At 64.2% G+C, this 16867-nt stretch carries 16 protein-coding genes; 6 read left to right on the top strand and 10 right to left on the bottom strand.

The features are described 5' to 3' along the window. Window positions 1-9: 9 nt before the first annotated feature. The 3 genes from CH286_RS09190 to CH286_RS09180 are packed head-to-tail and all read right to left on the bottom strand — an operon-like array spanning window position 10 to window position 2701. Window positions 10-783, bottom strand: coding sequence for a DUF4097 family beta strand repeat-containing protein (locus CH286_RS09190; protein WP_094609000.1), 774 nt, complete (start codon window positions 781-783; stop codon window positions 10-12). After that, window positions 780-1436 carry a response regulator transcription factor gene (locus tag CH286_RS09185; RefSeq protein ID WP_094608999.1) on the bottom strand — a complete coding sequence of 219 codons (657 nt, stop codon included), beginning with the start codon at window positions 1434-1436 and terminating at the stop codon, window positions 780-782. Before CH286_RS09185 ends, CH286_RS09190 begins: the two co-directional genes overlap by 4 nt. Further along, window positions 1427-2701 carry a sensor histidine kinase gene (locus CH286_RS09180; protein WP_212709783.1) on the bottom strand — a complete coding sequence of 425 codons (1275 nt, stop codon included), beginning with the start codon at window positions 2699-2701 and terminating at the stop codon, window positions 1427-1429. Before CH286_RS09180 ends, CH286_RS09185 begins: the two co-directional genes overlap by 10 nt. Window positions 2702-2836: 135 nt before the next feature. Here CH286_RS09180 and CH286_RS09175 point away from each other — a divergent pair, with 135 nt between their 5' ends. Both CH286_RS09175 and CH286_RS09170 read left to right on the top strand, forming a co-directional pair. Beyond that, complete coding sequence (locus tag CH286_RS09175; RefSeq protein ID WP_032401568.1) at window positions 2837-3469, top strand: DedA family protein; 633 nt, start codon at window positions 2837-2839, stop codon at window positions 3467-3469. A gap of 38 nt (window positions 3470-3507) precedes the next feature. Then, a complete protein-coding gene (locus CH286_RS09170) occupies window positions 3508-3690 on the top strand; it encodes a hypothetical protein (RefSeq protein ID WP_230592311.1) in 183 nt (60 codons plus the stop codon). Here CH286_RS09170 and CH286_RS09165 read toward each other — a convergent pair. Genes CH286_RS09165 through CH286_RS09135 form a run of 7 tightly spaced genes read right to left on the bottom strand, consistent with a single transcriptional unit; the run spans window position 3678 to window position 11338 of the window. Further along, window positions 3678-4508, bottom strand: a complete 831-nt coding sequence (locus CH286_RS09165) for a MerR family transcriptional regulator (protein ID WP_094608998.1) — start codon at window positions 4506-4508, stop codon at window positions 3678-3680. The two genes, CH286_RS09170 and CH286_RS09165, sit on opposite strands and share 13 nt — an antisense overlap. A 49-nt stretch (window positions 4509-4557) precedes the next feature. After that, a complete protein-coding gene (locus CH286_RS09160) occupies window positions 4558-5046 on the bottom strand; it encodes a GNAT family N-acetyltransferase (RefSeq protein WP_217902914.1) in 489 nt (162 codons plus the stop codon). A 35-nt stretch (window positions 5047-5081) separates the two neighbouring features. Then, window positions 5082-6173: an ABC transporter ATP-binding protein gene (locus CH286_RS09155; protein ID WP_032378864.1), complete on the bottom strand. Its 1092-nt coding sequence runs from the start codon at window positions 6171-6173 to the stop codon at window positions 5082-5084. 21 nt (window positions 6174-6194) lie between these two features. Then, window positions 6195-7361 (bottom strand): galactokinase, encoded by a 1167-nt coding sequence (galK, locus tag CH286_RS09150; RefSeq protein ID WP_037152309.1) that lies wholly within the window; start codon window positions 7359-7361, stop codon window positions 6195-6197. Further along, the gene (galT, locus tag CH286_RS09145; protein ID WP_080734455.1) at window positions 7358-8503 is read right to left on the bottom strand and encodes a galactose-1-phosphate uridylyltransferase; all 1146 of its coding nucleotides are present in this window, start codon (window positions 8501-8503) and stop codon (window positions 7358-7360) included. The genes galK and galT overlap by 4 nt, the downstream gene beginning before the upstream one ends. Then, window positions 8490-9305, bottom strand: coding sequence for a DeoR/GlpR family DNA-binding transcription regulator (locus CH286_RS09140; RefSeq protein WP_032378862.1), 816 nt, complete (start codon window positions 9303-9305; stop codon window positions 8490-8492). The genes galT and CH286_RS09140 overlap by 14 nt, the downstream gene beginning before the upstream one ends. Then, window positions 9305-11338: a beta-galactosidase gene (locus CH286_RS09135; RefSeq protein WP_052058552.1), complete on the bottom strand. Its 2034-nt coding sequence runs from the start codon at window positions 11336-11338 to the stop codon at window positions 9305-9307. The genes CH286_RS09140 and CH286_RS09135 overlap by 1 nt, the downstream gene beginning before the upstream one ends. 211 nt (window positions 11339-11549) lie before the next feature. On the opposite strand from CH286_RS09135, the gene CH286_RS09130 reads away from it, so the two are divergent. From CH286_RS09130 to CH286_RS09115, 4 genes are read left to right on the top strand one after another with little or no spacing between them, the layout of a single operon-like run. Beyond that, on the top strand, window positions 11550-12845 hold the full coding sequence (locus CH286_RS09130) for an ABC transporter substrate-binding protein (RefSeq protein WP_032401573.1): 1296 nt from the start codon (window positions 11550-11552) through the stop codon (window positions 12843-12845). 58 nt (window positions 12846-12903) lie between these two features. Further along, a complete protein-coding gene (locus CH286_RS09125) occupies window positions 12904-13803 on the top strand; it encodes a carbohydrate ABC transporter permease (protein WP_032378859.1) in 900 nt (299 codons plus the stop codon). Then, on the top strand, window positions 13803-14732 hold the full coding sequence (locus tag CH286_RS09120) for a carbohydrate ABC transporter permease (protein ID WP_080734454.1): 930 nt from the start codon (window positions 13803-13805) through the stop codon (window positions 14730-14732). The genes CH286_RS09125 and CH286_RS09120 overlap by 1 nt, the downstream gene beginning before the upstream one ends. Continuing rightward, window positions 14729-16861: an alpha-galactosidase gene (locus tag CH286_RS09115; RefSeq protein ID WP_217902913.1), complete on the top strand. Its 2133-nt coding sequence runs from the start codon at window positions 14729-14731 to the stop codon at window positions 16859-16861. Before CH286_RS09120 ends, CH286_RS09115 begins: the two co-directional genes overlap by 4 nt. Window positions 16862-16867 lie beyond the last annotated feature (6 nt).

Here is a 16867-nt window from a genome sequence, read left to right as displayed (position 1 = left end):
TGACTGGAACTATCTACGCTGCACCGAGATCTGGCCTTCCTCACTGGTGATCGACACCGATCGCGGCGAACTCGGATCGTCGACCACGTCCGTCTCGACGTCCCCCTTCTCCGACGACGCATCGACGTCGTAGAATTCGGCCGCCGGAAGCTGGATCGTGCTGTCTCCCATCGTGTTCTGCACGAGCACCGAATCCGGTGGAACTCGCGAGTCCAGAACGACCTGCCCGAATGTCGTGTCGACCTCGATCGCAGACACCGCCGCGTCGGTGATGTCCACATCACCGAATCGGGTGGTCACATCCAGGGTTCCTGCGGAACCACGAGCGATCACCGCCCCGGACGCGGTTGTCACCGATGTCTGCGCATCCACGTTCGAGAGAACGACATCGCCCGCCATTCCGTTGATATCGAGTATCGACCCCGCGGGAATCCGAAGCTCGACATCGACGTCGCAGCTGCCACGATCTCGGTACGAACATTCCACCGCGATCTTCGATCCGTCGTCACTGATATCGACCGCCGGGATATCTCCCCGGTAGGACCCGTCGGCCCGGACGTGCACATCGGAATCGGGGCTCATCGACACCGTCACATGGGCAAACCTCGTCGTGAAAGCAAGGTTGTTCCCGGACACGGCATGGTCTTCGGTGTAGTCGAAAGACTGCATCTTCGGCGTGGTGAAGCCGTATGCAATCGCTGCCGTCGTAGCTGCACCGGCGGTGCCCACGACAACTACGGCAACCGACACGGCAACGATGTTGCGCCACAACACTTTCTTCATCGAATAGCTCCCAGGTATCGTAGAACGGCCATGACGCGGCGATGATCAGCGCTGTCGCCGAGCAGACCGAGCTTGGCGAAGATATTTCCGATGTGCTTCTCGACGGCTGCCTGACCGACCACCAGCGCGGCCGCGATGCCGGCGTTGGACTTACCTTCGGCCATAGCCGTCAACACTTCTCGTTCCCGCGGCGTCAACGAATCGAGAGGATCCGATCGCGGTGCGCGTGCCAGAATCTGCTGCACCACCTCGGGATCGATGACGGTACCGCCGTCCGAAACCGTCCGCACGGCGTCGGCGAAGTCGTCCACATCGGCGACACGATCTTTCAACAGGTACCCGACGCCGTCGGTACTCTGCCGGATCAACTCGGCCGCATACCGTTCCTCCACGTACTGCGAGAGCACGAGAACACCTACGGCGGGCCATCGTTGGCGAATGACCAACGCCGCGCGCAGACCTTCGTCCAGAAAGGTGGGCGGCATCCGAACATCGATCACGCACACGTCGGGGAGCGGGTCGGCAGCAGACATCGAAGCAAGTAACTCCGACGCATCGCCCACCTTGCCGATGACGTCGGCTCCACTGTCGGTGAGCAGTCGAGCGACACCCTCTCGCAACAGAACCGAATCGTCGGCGATGATCACTCGCACGGGATGCTCACCTCCAGACTTGTCGGGCCGCCGGTCGGTGAGATGACCGACAGGGTGCCGTCGATTCCGCTGAGTCGGTCCGCGAGACCGGCCAAGCCTCCGTTCGGAGCGATATGCGCACCGCCGCAACCGTCGTCGACCACCTTCACCTGCACAGCGGACTCACTCCTCGTGACGTCGACTCGAACGCGGCCGGCGCTCGCGTGTTTACTGACGTTGGTCAGGGCCTCCGAGACGACGAAATAGACGGTCGCTTCGGCGGTGGCGTCCGGTCGTTGCGGCCCGGACAGAGCCGGGTCCACCTCGATCGTCACCGGCACCGAACACAGGGCCGCGACAGACGACAGTGCCGCATCGAGTCCTCGGTCGGTCAGGATCGGCGGATGCAGACCACGGGTGAGGGTTCGGATCTCGCCGATCGCATTCTTGGCTTCCCGGTGAGCGTCGTCCAGCAGTTCCTTCAGCACCGCATCGTCGTCCGCAGAGACGCGCGACTTCGCCTGCCCCAGTGACATCGCCACCGAGACCAGGCGCTGTTGGGCGCCGTCGTGCAGATCGCGTTCGATGCGGCGGCGCTCGGCATCTGCGGCGTCGACGACCCGTGCCCGGCTCACCGTCAGCTCGTCCACCCTCCTACTCGATTCGGACTGTCCGAGAAGCGCTGCGGCACTCCACCAGTCGAGTCTCGCCAAGCCGGTCACCAGCAAGGGCAATCCCGCAACGAAAGTGGCCAGGGCAGCGACGCCGACCAGTGCGACGAGCGGGTAGCCCACCCGATCACCGATTTCGAGCTGATTACCGACCGGGTTCGTCACGATCCACGCGAACGGTGCCGCTGCGAGAACGGGGAGAACCAGAAAGAGCGCGGGCAGCAGGAACACCAGGACAGCCGAGATCGGAATGCGAACAAGCCAGTAGCACAACGACTTCCATAGTCCGACGTCGCGGACGCACCAGACGAGCTTGCGCCAGCTGGTGGGATAGACGGTCACCGCCGGTCCCGCGATGGCGATACCGCTGGTGAAACCGATTCCGGCTCGAGCGGCGATATCCATCCATCGAAGCACCACTATCGTCAGCGCGAAGACCAGCACTCCGCTCAGCGCAAACGGGAGTGCGCACACAGCGAGTACCAGCAGGCCCAGGATCATCCAGCCGCCGAGGCCGGCCAGCATCGACGCAAGCAGCGAGCCCAGCGCCAGCCACCAGTTCGGAGATATCCAGGCCCTGAGCGGATTCAGGGGAATCGGTAGTGCCTCGTTCATGCGGATCAGCCTAAGTGGGCGCCTGTCGACTTGTCCCCACTGTGAACCCACGGCGCATGGTAGGGCACGCACTACCATCGATCGGTGGGACGACCGTGGTGTTTCCCGCTCTGCGGGCGAGAATATTCGACGGGTATGAACTTCAACCTATTCGACGTCGATCGCCTTTCGACCGTGCCGGTCTGGGTCGTCCTCGCAGGTGTCGTCGTGTTGCTGGCCTTCGAATCCGGCTCTCTGCTCGGTCTTTTCACGCCCGGGAACAGTGTGCCGATCACGCTCGGAGTACTGACATCGATAGACGTCGTACCGTGGTTTCCCGCTGTCGTCACTGCGGCGGTGGCGTCGAGCACTGGAGCTCAGTGGGCGCTCTGGCGCAGTCGCCGCAGCAAGACGATTCTCGGGTCGGGCCGGATCGAATCCGCGTTGCCGCGCACGCTGACCCGGGTGGTCCGCGGAGTGACTGCTTCGGCACAAGCACGACCACGCACAGTGGCGGCCGCAGGCCATCTCGTCGGAGGCATCCGCACCATCGCCCCTCGACTCGTTGCTGCCACCACCCTGCGACGGCGTGAATACGCGGTGATCAGTCTCGTCGCGGCCGGGGTCTGGGCCACCGCGTTGGTGAGTGTCGGCGCATGGCTGGGCGACCACACAGCCATCCGGACGGCTCTGGGATACGCCTGGATTCCGGCCGTGACGGTCGTGGTTGTCACCCAGCTCAGGCGTCGAACACGCTGGTCTTCTCCCGAACTTGTCGGAGCCCGGTGATATCAAGGATGTAGAAGAAACGACAGAAGGGAATTCGCGTGTCCACCAGCTTCGATACTTGCCACGGCACACTCGTGATCCACGCGGTCGGCGGTGCGGAGTGCACGGAGCCGGACTGCGTGGACCTCGAGTACGTCCGTCACTTCCTGGTGCTCGAGTGCGAAGAAGTCACCGGCGGCTGCCAGTGCACCGCGCTCGTCGAGCTCGCTCAGGCATCCTGACGTCGGACCACCGGCTGCTGGAGTTCGGTAACCCAGTTCTCCTGCGGCTGCGGCTCCGACACCAGGTAGAACTCCCGGCAGACGCCTGAGAGCTCATAGCCGTTGGCCTCGATCCACGCTATCAACTGCTCCCACGTTTCACCGATCGTGGCCATCGACCCGTGGTGCACGGTCGTGGCAGCCAGATCGACCGGCGGCAGTTCCCGTACCTCGTATCCCTCGCCGGCCACGACCTCAGGCCCCACCGCGAACGCGGCGTGCACGGTGATGCCCGTGCCGTCTCCGTCGTCGACGGCCTCGTACATGGCGATCGACGAAGGGCCGAACGTCACGCCGTGCCCGTCGAGCGTCTGAGCGAGTCGGGCATACATCGGGCCGATGACCGGGCCGATATTTGCGGGCCCGAACCCGGCGGCGGTCTCGGTGACGGCAGCGATGCGAGTGGCCGGCAACGATTTGGTGTCCACGGTGATCATCGAAATCCCTTCGGTGTGGGAGAGCCGCGCATCGATGCGACGCAGCCGAGCGGCGTCGAGATCGAGTCGACGCACGACGTCATCGCGCTTGGCGGCGAGCATCTCGCGTAGACGGCCGTCGCTGACCTGGGCATGCACGATCTGCGTAACCTCGTCGAGCCGGAACCCGAGGTCCTTGAACATGAGAGTGCGTCCCAGAACCTCGAACTGCGAGCCGTCGTACGAGCGGTATCCGGTGAACGGATCCACCCGCGCCGGCGTCAACAACCCGATCTCGTCGTAATGCCGAAGCATCCGAACCGAGACCCGGCCGATCGATGCGAACTCTCCGATGCTGAACATGACCCTCCGAGGTTCTCGTCTCACACAGTGTGAGGGTCAAGCGCAGAAATCAGGGCACAGGAATCCGGAAGCGAACCGCCGACCCGATGCCGTCGACACGTTCACCTCCGACACGCTTCAGGGTCGCAATCGAGGCCGCGTTGCCCACCTCGCATACCGCGGTCACTCGGGTCATGCCCAAGTCTGCGGCGAGCCTGAGCATCTCGCGTACTGCCCGAGAGGCGACTCCTCGACCTCGTTCGGACGGCCGAACCCCGTAGCCGATGTGCCCGAGACGGTCGGCGAGCTCGTGGCCGTCGTGTCTGAGTGCGACGCCGCCCAATACTCGCTCGCCCTCGACGATCCACCGGTACGTACATCCCGCGTCGCTCCGAAGCCGGTCGATCCAGTCCGAGAAACCCTCGACGCTGCAGACATCATCGGCGGCCGTCACTCCGAACCCGTCCTCGTGGAGGCCCGGCCCCCACTCGTTGTGGGCGTCCAGCCACGGCCCGCGCAGGTCGACCGTCGGAGCGGCCAGTGTCGCGTGAACCGTCACAGATACCCGCCTCCGTTTTTGATCAGTGCACCAGCTCAGGGGCGCAGATTCAATCCCGTCTTCGTCGAGAAGTAGTGCACCGTCTCGGCGCGCGGAGCGATTCGAATGACGTCTCCCTGAGAGGGCGTCGCGATGTCGGGGATCCGGGCGATGATCTGCGCCCCCAGCGTGCCGAGATTCGACGCGTCCTCGACGGTGCGGCCGTAGATGTAGGCATCTGCACCGAGTTCCTCGACAACGTCGACGACGATGTCGGTACCGGAATCGGACAGCGTCCATGCTTCCGGTCGCACGCCCATCGTCACGCGGCTGCCGTCGATGCGGTCGGCAATCGATCGCTCGATGGGCACCGTCAGCGATCCGATTTTCGCGGCACCGGCGACAACGTCCACCTCGAACAGGTTCATCGCGGGCGAGCCGATGAAGCCGGCAACGAACGCATTGACCGGACGCTCGTAGAGCTCCTTCGGGCTGGCGCACTGTTGCAGCACACCGGCTTTCATGATCGCCACCCGATCTCCCATGGTCATGGCCTCGACCTGATCGTGGGTGACATACACCGTGGTGGTGCCGAGCCTGCGCTGCAGCAGGGAGATCTGCGTACGGGTTTGGACGCGAAGCTTGGCGTCGAGGTTCGACAGCGGCTCGTCCATGAGGAACACCTGCGGGTTCCGCACGATCGCACGGCCCATCGCAACGCGCTGACGCTGACCACCGGAGAGCGCCTTGGGTTTACGGCCGAGGTAGTCGGTCAGGTCCAGAATCTTGGCCGCTTCCTCGACGCGTCGGCCCACCTCTGCCTTGTCCATACCGGCGATCTGCAGCGCGAAGCCCATGTTCTTCGCGACGGTCATGTGCGGGTACAGCGCGTAGTTCTGGAACACCATCGCGATGTCACGTTCCTTGGGTGCCAGTGAAGTGACGTCGCGGTCACCGATCTTGATGGCACCGTAGTCGACGTCCTCCAGCCCGGCGAGCATGCGCAGCGAGGTGGACTTTCCGCAGCCGGACGGGCCGACGAGAACGAGGAATTCGCCGTCCTCGATAGCGAGATCCAACGACTCGACCGCTGCAACGTCCGATCCCGGATACAGCTTGGTCGCTCCTTCGTACGTGACCTGTGCCATGGGAGTGCTCCTTTGTAGAGGTTAGAAGAATCGATGCGCGGAGCCGGCGGGCTCGGCACGGAGAAATGTGGGCTGTGGCAGTCCGGCTCGTGCTGCACTGGAGTCGATCTCGACCACCACGGCGTCGACGATGTCCGACGGCACCAGGGCAATGGCCGATCCGCCGAATCCTCCGCCGGTCATGCGAGCCCCATGAGCACCTGCGCGAAGCGCTGCGTCCACGGCACTGTCGAGTTCCGGAGAGCTGACCTCGTAATCGTCTCGCAACGACACGTGCGAGGCCGTCATCAACTCACCGAGTTCGGAGCCTGCGGCACCGCGGTCCAGTAGCTCGGCTGCCTGCTCCACCCGCCCGATCTCACTGATGACGTGGCGAACTCGGGAGAGCAGAGTGTCGTCGACGAGGCGCGAGGCGGTCTGCTCGAGATCGAGGCCGCGCAGCGTCGTGACCCCCAATTCGGCGTACGCGGTGTCGAGCGACTTCCGACGCGCTCCGTACTGACCGTCGACCAGCCGATGTGGTGCGTTGGTGTCGATCACCAGCAGCCTGGTTCCCGACGCATCGAGGTCGAGGGGAATCTGACGCGTCGACCCGTCGAGACAATCGAGCAGCAGCGCGTGTCCCGGCTGAGCCGACATCGCAATGTTCTGATCCATGCCGCCCGTCGACGCACCGGCGATCTCGTTCTCGGCTCGAATGCTGGCGTCTATCAGAATGTTTCGATCGACCTGCAGATCGAACAACTCGCTGAGTGCCAGGGCGAACGAGCACTCGAGGGCTGCCGAACTCGACAGGCCCGAACCCACCGGCACCGAGGAGTGCACGGCAACATCGACTCCGCCTATCCCGTGCTCCTGTAGCGCCCAGGCCACGCCTGCCACGTACGCGGCCCATCCCGACGGTGTGCCAGGGCCGATTTCCGCGAGCTCACCCGTCCACGACTCGTCGGTGTGTGTCGACACGGCGCGCATCACCGTGTCCTCGCGACGACGTACCGCGACCGCGGTGGCGTACGGCAACGCGAACGGCAACACGAGCCCGCCTGCGTAATCGATGTGTTCACCGATCAGATTGACTCGGCCCGGAGCGATCCACACGCCGTCGGGTTCGGCGCCGAACGCGCTGCGAAACAGCGCTGCGGCCCCGTCGGCGAGATCTTCCTCGGCGACGACATCGAGCCACTTCATCCGAGAACCTCGCGCAGTCGATCGGCGATCCGTTCCGGCGTGGTGTCGTTGACCCACGCACCCATCGCCGATTCGGATCCAGCCAGGAACTTCATCCGACCCGGTGAGCGCATCATCGAAAACAGTTGCAGGTGAAGCCGTCCCAGCTCGCGGCCGGCTCCCACGGGAGCTTGGTGCCACGCCGAGATGTACGGCACCTCGTCCACACCCTCGAAGAACGCATCGACTCCGCGCAACAGATGCCGGTAGACCTCGGCCAGTTCGTCACGCTCGGCATCGTTCAACTCGGCGAGGTCCGCCACATCGCGACGAGGGGCGAGGTGAACCTCGACCGGCCACCGCGACGCTGCAGGGACGTAGGCGACCCAGTGCTCGGCGTCGACGACAATGCGTCGACCCGAACGCAGTTCGGCAGCGAGGACATCGGCCAGCAGTACTCGTCCGGTGTTCTCGAAGTGCTTGCGAGACTGTCTCATCAGCGCATCGGTCCGGGGCGGGAGGTAGGGGTAGGCGTAGATCTGACCGTGCGGGTGCGTCAGCGTGACACCGATTTCCTTGCCACGGTTCTCGAAGCAGAAGACCTGCTGCACGCCGGGGATCGCGGAGAGCGCAGCGGTGCGGTCGGCCCAGACGTCGATGATGGTGCGGACCCGGGAGAGCTCCAGAGCGACGAAAGAAGCATCCGGATCGCTGGCGAAACAGATCACCTCGCAGCGGCCGGTGCCGGGCGCGAGCGGCCACAGCGCCTCACCGTCCACCTCTGTCGGAAGCGTCTGCTGTGCAGCAGTTTCCGATAGTGACGGGAATCGGTTCTCGAACACGACCACGTCGTAATCCGCAGCCGGAATTTCCGTCGCCGGCCGGTCCGGTCGGCTCGGAGCCAGCGGCGACGCGTCGGCCGGCGGCAAGAACGTCCGGTCCATCCGCTGAGCGGCGATGACGATCCATTCGCCGGTGAGAACGTCGAATCGCATCTGCGACTGCGACATCGACGGCGCGAGGGCACGAGTATCTACCAGGTCGCGGGTGGCTCCACCGGACACATACGGCTCGGTGTCGTCGTAATAGATCAGCTCTCGACCATCGGCCAGAGTGGTCGACGTCTTGCGCAGTGCGTGCGTCGTGGCGTCATGCGCGGTCATCGAGTACTCGTTCCTCGTTCGTGTCGACAGGGCCTCCGGCGATCACCACGTCGTCGACCACCTCGGACAACGCGTCCTGTACGCCGGAGTCGAGTCCGGCATCGGTGACGAACACGTCGACGCGAGAGAGCGGAATGGTGTTGGCGAGCGCACGGACACCCCACTTGGTGTGGTCGGCCAGCACGATGACGCGGCGGGACGACGCCACCAGCGCCTGATTGGTCTGTGCCTCCATGAGATTGGGGCAGGTGAGCCCCGATTCGATGTCCACCCCGTGCGTCCCGAGGAACAGCATGTCCAGGTGGATGCTCTGCAGTGCACTGACCGTGAGCGGCCCGACCAACGCGTAGGAGGGTGTGCGTTCCCCGCCGGTGAGCAACACGGTTTGATCCGTCCGGCCACCGGTGTGAAACAGGTCGGCAACGGGAAGAGAATTGGTGACGACGGTGATGTCCGGGACGTCGAGCAGTTCCTCGGCCAGCGCGTGCGTTGTAGTGCCGCCAGAGATACCGATCGATGTTCCCGGTCGCACGAAACGCGCAGCGGCTTTGGCAATTGCGGCCTTGGCGTCGCGATCGAGTTCGGACTTGGCCGAGAACCCCGGCTCGAACACACTCGCCGATCGGGGGAGCGTGACGCCGCCGTGCACCCGCTCGACCAGACCCCGGGCGACGAGTTCGTTGATGTCGCGTCGAATGGTCATGTCCGACACCGACAGCGCTGCACCCAGATCGGCGACCTTGACTGCGCCCGAGGCCGTCACCTGGTCGAGGATCTTCTGCTGACGCTGATGGGCGAGCATCAGCGGGTCTCGGCGATCACTGCGCTGCCGCCTGCGGCCACGATCAGCTCACCGTCGACCTGTGCCCCACCGACCAGGTCGGTACCTGTGGCCGGCACGCTGACCTTGTCGCTCCCGTGGTTGAGTACGAAGAGCCAGGACTGCTCCCCTGCCGATCGTCGCACGATCTCCACATCGGATCCGAGGTCGCGTCGGGTATCGATTTCTGCTGCAGCGCAGAGCTTGTCGGCCAGCGTGGCCCAGCCCGCCGCGTCGGGGACGGTGGCCGCGTACCAGGCGGTGCCGGAGCCGACTGCGCGCTTGGTCAGCGCGGGAACGCCGCGCAAGTGGCCCTGGGTATGCCGCGCGAGGACGTCGACATCCTCGGACGCAGTGAGGTATTCGCTCCAGATCTCCCCGAGGGTCTCGTCGTCGAGAGTCAGGATCTCGCCGTCCGCGAGCGGGAAGAACTCCTCGACTCGGACGCCGAGCAGCTCGCGGAAGGCACCCGGGTAGCCGCCGAGTCGCACGTGATCGTCCTCGTCGGCGATTCCCGAGAACGCAGTGACGAGCACCTGCGCACCTGCTTCGGCAGCGTCGGCTATCCGCGCAGCGGTCTCGTCGCTGCACAGGTAGAGGGCCGGAACCACAATCACGTCGTAATCGCTCAGGTCCGTCGACGACGGGACGACGTCGCAGGTCACGCCCGCGGAAGTGAATCCGCGATGTGCGCGTCGAGCAATCTCCATGGGCTGCATCGCCATCGACGGATGGCCCTCCTGCTCGCACGCCCACTGCGAGGCCCAGTCGAAGAGCACGGCAACCCGAGCATCGACGGTGCTGCCTGCCACCGGGGCCATGCGACGCAGAGCCGCGCCGAGCTCGACGACCTCGCGCCAGCGGGCGGAGTCCTCACCGGCGTGGGGAACCAGAGCCGAATGGAACTTCTCCGCACCCGCCTTGGAGGCACGGAACTGGAAGTAGGCGATACCGTCTGCTCCGCGAGCCATGTGCGCCAACGAGTTACGCATCATCTCGCCGGGAACCTTGGCGCGGTTGATGTGCTGCCAGTTGACGGCGCTGGTGGAGTGCTCCATCAACAACCATGGTCGACGGCCTGCCACGCCACGGGTGAGGTCGGCCGAGAACGAGAGCTTGTGATGTGCTGCGGCGTCGCCTGTTTCGGGTCCGACGAGGTAGTGGTCGGTGGAGACGATGTCCTGCTCGGGGGCCCACGACGCATAGTCCATGTTGCCGGCGAGCGCGGGGCCCTGTCCCATACCCACCATGAAGTTCGTGGTCACGGGAATCTCGGGTGTGACGCGATTCAGCACGGCCTTCTCGGCGCGGTACTGCTCGAGCAGTGCGTCGGAGCAGAAGCGTCGCCAGTCGAGCTGGTGAGTCGGGTTGCCGAACGTGGTGCTCACCGATGGAGGAACGATCTCGTCCCAGTCGCTGTAGCGCTGGCTCCAGAAGTCGGTGCCCCAGGCGGTGTTGAGGGTCTCGAGGTCGATGTACTTGGCGCTGAGCCATTCCCGGAACGCGTAGGCACTGTCGTCGGAGTAGCACAGGGCGTTGTGGCAGCCGAGTTCGTTGGAGACATGCCACATCGCCAGCGCGGGGTGCTCACCGTAGCGGTGCGCCATCTTCTCGACCAGCGCGAGTGAATGTTCGCGGTACACAGTGGAACTGGGGCTCCACGTCTGACGACTTCCGATGGCGTACCGGTAGCCGCGATCGTCGACCGGACGCATCTGCGGGTAGGCCGTGGCCAACCAGGGTGGGGGCGACGCGGTAGCCGTGGCCAGATCGACCCGAATCTCGCCCTGGTGCATCAGGTCCATGACCCGATCGAGCCACTCGAAGTCCCACGTCGTCGCGGTCGGCTGGAGGCGCGCCCAGGAGAAGACACCGACGGTCACGAAGTCGACACCGGCCTCGTGCATCAGCTCGACGTCGCGATGCCACACGTCCTCGGGCCACTGCTCGGGGTTGTAATCGCCTCCGAAAGAAATTCCCCGGGTCGGCCAGGTGCTACGTCGCGCTGTGTCCATGCTCACAATATGAACGAGCAGCTCTCAGATGTCAACATGAATGAACATTTTCCCACTGACGCAGGTGAAGGGACCATCAAGAGCTTGACAGACGCTGCCGAGTCATGTTTCTGTAACCTGCATCACCCCGAACGGTCAGTAAACGCACATCGTTCAACATCGTGGATGTTCATTTCTGATCGTTATCGACATTTTCCGGCGAAGGATTCTCATGAACCCACACGAGTGGCCGCGTACGTGGCAGCCGTCTCGGCGCGACTTCCTCAGGTCAGCGCTCGTTGCCGCCGGCGCAGTGACCGCCGGTGGCGTGCTGTCGTCGTGCTCGAGCAGTCTCGATCCCAACACGGTCACGCTCGGCTCGCGGCTGTCGGACAAGAACTCCAAGGTCGGAGTCGAGGACTTCGTTGCCATGTATCGGCAACAGACCGGTGGCGACATCCGCGTCAACACCGTCGATTCGACGTCGTTCCAGGAGAACGTCAACAACTACCTCCAGGGGACGCCGGACGACGTGTTCACCTGGATGGGCGGCTACCGAATGAAGTACTTCGCAGACAAGGGTCTGGTGGAGGACGTCTCGAATGTGTGGGCGAGCAACGGCGGCGGATACAGCGACAGCTTCAAGGAGAACTCGACCGGATCCGACGGCAACCAGTATCTGATTCCGTTCTTCTACTACCCCTGGGCAGTGTTCTACCGGCCGAGCCTGTGGGCCGAGCGCGGATACGAACCGCCCAAGACCTACGACCAATGGGTCGCGCTGAACAAGCAGATGCAGGCCGACAACATCACCCCGATCGGCTTCGGTGCCCGTGACGGCTGGCCACCGATGGGGACGTTCGACTACCTGAACCTGCGCCTCAACGGTGTCGACTTCCACCGCACCCTGTTGGCCGGTGATGTCAGCTGGACCGACAACCGCGTCCGCACGGTGTTCGACACCTGGCGCGAGCTCTTGCCGTTCCATCAACCGCAGCCGCTGGGCCGCAAGATCGCCGATGCGCAGACGGCGTTGCTCAACAAGAGCGTCGGGTCCCTGGTCGCCGGCATGTTCGTCGCACAGAGCTTCCCCGCCGGGGCCGAGCGCGACGATCTGGACTTCTTCCCCTTCCCCGAACTCGACTCCGCCATCGGCAGTTCCGCGGTCGAGGCCCCGATGGACGGCTTCATGATGCGCGCCGATCCGCGCAACCGTCCCGCTGCCGAGAAGCTGCTGACCTTCCTCACCGGCCCCGAGCCTGCAGTGGCCTATGCGAAGCAGGATCCGCAGGCCATCCCCGCACACCGTGACGCCGACCTGTCGGATTTCCCTGCGCTGGTGCGTAAATCGGCAGACCTCGTGCAGAACGCCGGATCCATCACTCAGTTCTTCGACCGCGACACCCGACCCGACTTCGCGTCCATCGTCATGATCCCGGCTCTGCAACAGTTCATCGGCAACCCGAACGATGTCGACGGATTGGTCCGCAGCATCGAGCGCCAGAAGTCGGCGGTGTTCGGAACATGATCGTGCGCAGTGTGATTCGGCCCCCATCATTCACTCGACCTCGAGATCAGGTAATGCCATGACCGCACCCGAACGGGTCAAGTCGCCGAAGATTCGGCGCAGTGTTCGCGAGAAGTGGACCATCGCACTGATGCTCGGCGTTCCCGCGATGATCGTCATCGGTCTCGTCTGGATTCCCACCGTGTTCACGGTGATCCTCTCGTTCGCACGCTGGGACGGAATCGGCGGCACGTCGAGTATCGAGTGGATCGGTACTCAGAACTACGTCGACGCGGTCCAGGCGTATCCGCCGTTCCAGCAAGCACTGCAGAACAACGTGCTGTGGCTAGTCTTCCTGTTCCTCGTCCCCACAGTCATCGGCATCCTGCTCGCGATTCTGTTGGACAAGAATCTCAAGGGATCTCGGCTCTACCAGAGCATCTTCTACATCCCCGTGGTGCTGTCGATGGCCCTCATCGGCTTCATCTGGCAGCTCATCTACTCCACCGAGGGCGGCGTCCTCAACAGCCTGCTCGGCACGGACGTCGACTGGCTCGGCGATCCGGACATCAACATCTGGGCCGTCATGGTCGCGGCAGGTTGGCGTCACACCGGCTACATCATGCTGTTGTACTTGGCCGGTCTGAAGGCCATAGACCCGTCCGTCCGCGAGGCTGCGGTCATGGACGGTGCCGGGCCGATTCGCACGTTCTTCAGCGTCATCTTCCCGCTGATGAAGAACACCAACCTGTTGATCATCGTCATCACCGTGATCGAGGCGCTGCGCGCTTTCGACCTGGTGTGGGTGATCAACAAGGGCCGCAACGGACTAGAGCTGATCTCGGCTCTCGTGACGGCGAACGTAGTCGGTGAGGCGAGCCGGATCGGATTCGGTTCGGCACTGGCCACCATCATGCTCGGCATCTCGCTCGTATTCATCGCCCTGTACCTCGCCATCGTTCTTCGGAGCAAAGACTGATGACCACTTCACTCACGCGCACAGCACCTCCCGAGCGCGATCCACTGACCCGCAACCGCGCGGCCGTCGCCAATCGTCGACGCGCGGGCACCGCACAGATCGCGATCTACGTGCTGCTGACGGTCATGGCGCTGGCCTGGCTGTTCCCACTGGTGTGGGCGGTGTACAACTCGTTCCGCGACTACGACTACGTGCTGCTCAACGGGTACCTGTCGGTGGGCGGCTTCACGTTGGACAACTACATCGACTCGTGGCAGATCGGCGGCATCCCGCACTACTTCCTCAACTCGATGGTCATCACCGTTCCGTCGGTGCTGCTCATCCTCTTCTTCGGCTCGATGGCGGCGTTCATCCTGGCGCGGTTCAGCTGGAAGTTCAACATCTTCATGCTGGCGGTGTTCATCGCCGGCAACCTGCTGCCGCAGCAGACTCTGCTGACCCCATTGTTCCGGCTGTACAACGCAATTCCGGTTCCGTACTGGATGAGTTCCTCGGGCTCGTTGTACGACAGCTACTGGGGACTGATCATCGTGCACGTCGCATTCCAGACGGGCTTCTGCGTCTTCGTGCTCAGCAACTACATGAAAACCGTGCCGTACGAACTGCTCGAGGCCGCGACCGTCGACGGAGCCGGGTTGTTCCGGCAGTACTGGCAGGTCGTCATGCCCCTGTGCCGGCCCGCGCTGGCAGCCCTCGCCACCCTCATGGTGACGTGGATCTACAACGACTTCTTCTGGGCCCTGGCCCTGATGGTCAGCGGTGACAAGCTTCCGGTGACAACGGCGCTGCAGAATCTGCAGGGCAGCTTCTTCACCGACACCAACCTGCTCGCGGCGGGCTCGGTACTGGTGGCGCTGCCGACGGTGCTGGTGTTCATTGCGCTGCAACGCCATTTCGTGTCCGGTCTGACGATGGGTGCCAACAAGTGAGCTTCACCGTCCTGCGCCGCGACGGCGTCATGGTGATCCTCGGACCGTCGTCCACCGCCGTTCCCGCAGTGCTGCACTGGGGCTCCGATCTCGGTGAGCTCACCGATTTCGACCTCACCGAACTGCGCAGGGCCGCAATACCGGCGGTTCCGCATTCGAGTGTGGATGTGCCGCGGTGGCTCACCCTCGCACCAGGCGGTGACGACGCCTGGCAGGGCACCCCGGCTCTGGCGATGCATCGTGACGGTTCGGTGCAGTACCCGCGCTGGGCGGATGTGAACATCTCCGCTACCGAATTCGGTTGCACTGTGGACGCTTCCGATAGCGAGCTAGGCATCTCGTGGTCGATCGAGTTGTCCCTCGAGGTCGGTGGATCACTGCGCATTCGGCAGGGTGTTCGTAACGTCGACGGTGGACCCCTGACCGTCGACGGCGTTGTGACCCTGATGCCGTTGCCGGACACCGCAACCGAACTCCTCGATCTGACGGGCCGTCACTGCCGCGAGCGCACCCCCCAGCGTCGACGGTTCGACCACGGTGCGGTGGTGCGCGCTTCACGCCGCGGACGAACGGGGCACGACGCTACCCTGGTTCTCACCGCAGGCAGCGAGGGCTTCGGCTTCCGTAGCGGCGAGGTGTGGGGTGCGCACGTCGCGTGGAGCGGCGATCACCTGCACCTGGCCGAGCGGCTTCCCGAGCGGGCCGGTCAGGCCTCTGGCGTTCTGGGCGGTGGTGAACTGCTCGCTCCCGGTGAGGTGGTGCTGCAGACCGGCGAGACCTACTCGACGCCGTGGGTGCATTTCGTTTATTCGGCTGTTGGACTTGACGGTTCGGCGCACTCGCTGCACCGCTGGACGCGCTCCCGTCCGGCGCATCCCTCGTCGCCGCGGCCGGTGGTGCTCAACGTGTGGGAGGGCGTCTACTTCGACCACGATCTCACCCGGCTTCGCGGTATCGCCGATGTCGCCGCGCGCGTGGGCGTCGAGAGATTTGTGCTCGACGACGGTTGGTTCCGTCACCGACGTGACGACCGAGCCGGTCTCGGTGACTGGCAGGTGGACGAGGGAGTCTGGCCCGATGGGCTGGCACCGCTCTTCGATCACGTTCGAGCGCTCGGGATGAGCCCCGGCCTGTGGTTCGAGCCCGAGATGGTCAACCTGGACTCCGATATCGCTCGGGCACATCCCGATTGGCTGCTCGCCGCTCCTGCCCGCATCCCGCTGGAGTGGCGTCATCAGCACGTACTGGATCTGACCCGCGACGACGTGTTCGACTATCTCCTCTCGGCCATCGATGCGGTGTTGACCAACGAGCGGCCGGACTACGTGAAGTGGGATCACAACCGGGACCTGATGCTGGCGGTCGATTCCGACGGTCGCGCTGCGGTGCATGCACAGACCTCGGCGTTCTATCGATTGCTCGACGCCTTGCGATCCCGCCATCCACAGGTCGAATTCGAATCCTGTGCATCGGGCGGTGCTCGCATCGACCTGGAGGTGCTCGAGCACACGGACCGCGTCTGGGCGTCGGACACCAACGATCCGCTCGAACGTCAACGGCTGCAGCGTTGGACCACCCAGCTGCTGCCGCCGGAACTGATCGGCTCGCATGTCGGGCCGCAGATCGCGCATACGTCGGGTCGGTGGTCCACTCTCCAGTTCCGTTGCTTGACATCGCTGTTCGGCCATGCAGGGTTGGAGATGGACGTCACCGAACTGTCGTCCGAGGACCACGAGTACCTGACGTCGTGGACCGGGCTGTACAAGGAACTGCGCGGGCTGTTGCACTCCGGCGATGTTGTGCGCGCCGACCATCCCGACCCGAGCGTCTGGGTACACGGAGTCGTGGCAGCTGATCTGTCGGAGGCCGCATACTCGGTAGTGCGGATGGATACCTCACCCGAGGACCGCACCGATCGGGTCCGACTCCCTGGTCTGGATCCACATGTTCGGTACCGCGTCGAGTTCGTCCGGGAGCTCAGCGACCTGGGCAACGGAATCGAACTACCGCCATGGATCGCCGACGGCGGAATCGTCGAGTTGTCGGGTTCGATGTTGGCGCAGGCGGGCGTGGCTCTTCCGGTGCTGTTCCCTCAGACCGGAGTGTTGCTGCGGGTGCGAGCCGTCTGAACTGCG

The organism is Rhodococcus sp. WWJCD1 (assembly GCF_002258735.1).
Taxonomy (GTDB): domain Bacteria; phylum Actinomycetota; class Actinomycetes; order Mycobacteriales; family Mycobacteriaceae; genus Rhodococcoides.
The sequence above is the reverse complement of the archived record's forward strand: the minus strand, read 5'-3'. Positions and strand labels throughout refer to the sequence as shown.

Excerpts from the sequence above, each read along its gene's own strand:
- CH286_RS09190 (WP_094609000.1), bottom strand. The coding sequence starts at position 783 with ATGAAGAAAGTGTTGTGGCGCAACATCGTTGCCGTGTCGGTTGCCGTA.
- CH286_RS09180 (WP_212709783.1), bottom strand. The coding sequence starts at position 2,701 with ATGAACGAGGCACTACCGATTCCCCTGAATCCGCTCAGGGCCTGGATA.
- CH286_RS09175 (WP_032401568.1), top strand. The coding sequence starts at position 2,837 with ATGAACTTCAACCTATTCGACGTCGATCGCCTTTCGACCGTGCCGGTC.
- CH286_RS09165 (WP_094608998.1), bottom strand. The coding sequence starts at position 4,508 with ATGTTCAGCATCGGAGAGTTCGCATCGATCGGCCGGGTCTCGGTTCGG.
- CH286_RS09155 (WP_032378864.1), bottom strand. The coding sequence starts at position 6,173 with ATGGCACAGGTCACGTACGAAGGAGCGACCAAGCTGTATCCGGGATCG.
- galK (WP_037152309.1), bottom strand. The coding sequence starts at position 7,361 with ATGAAGTGGCTCGATGTCGTCGCCGAGGAAGATCTCGCCGACGGGGCC.
- galT (WP_080734455.1), bottom strand. The coding sequence starts at position 8,503 with ATGACCGCGCATGACGCCACGACGCACGCACTGCGCAAGACGTCGACC.
- CH286_RS09140 (WP_032378862.1), bottom strand. The coding sequence starts at position 9,305 with ATGCTCGCCCATCAGCGTCAGCAGAAGATCCTCGACCAGGTGACGGCC.
- CH286_RS09135 (WP_052058552.1), bottom strand. The coding sequence starts at position 11,338 with ATGGACACAGCGCGACGTAGCACCTGGCCGACCCGGGGAATTTCTTTC.
- CH286_RS09130 (WP_032401573.1), top strand. The coding sequence starts at position 11,550 with ATGAACCCACACGAGTGGCCGCGTACGTGGCAGCCGTCTCGGCGCGAC.
- CH286_RS09125 (WP_032378859.1), top strand. The coding sequence starts at position 12,904 with ATGACCGCACCCGAACGGGTCAAGTCGCCGAAGATTCGGCGCAGTGTT.
- CH286_RS09120 (WP_080734454.1), top strand. The coding sequence starts at position 13,803 with ATGACCACTTCACTCACGCGCACAGCACCTCCCGAGCGCGATCCACTG.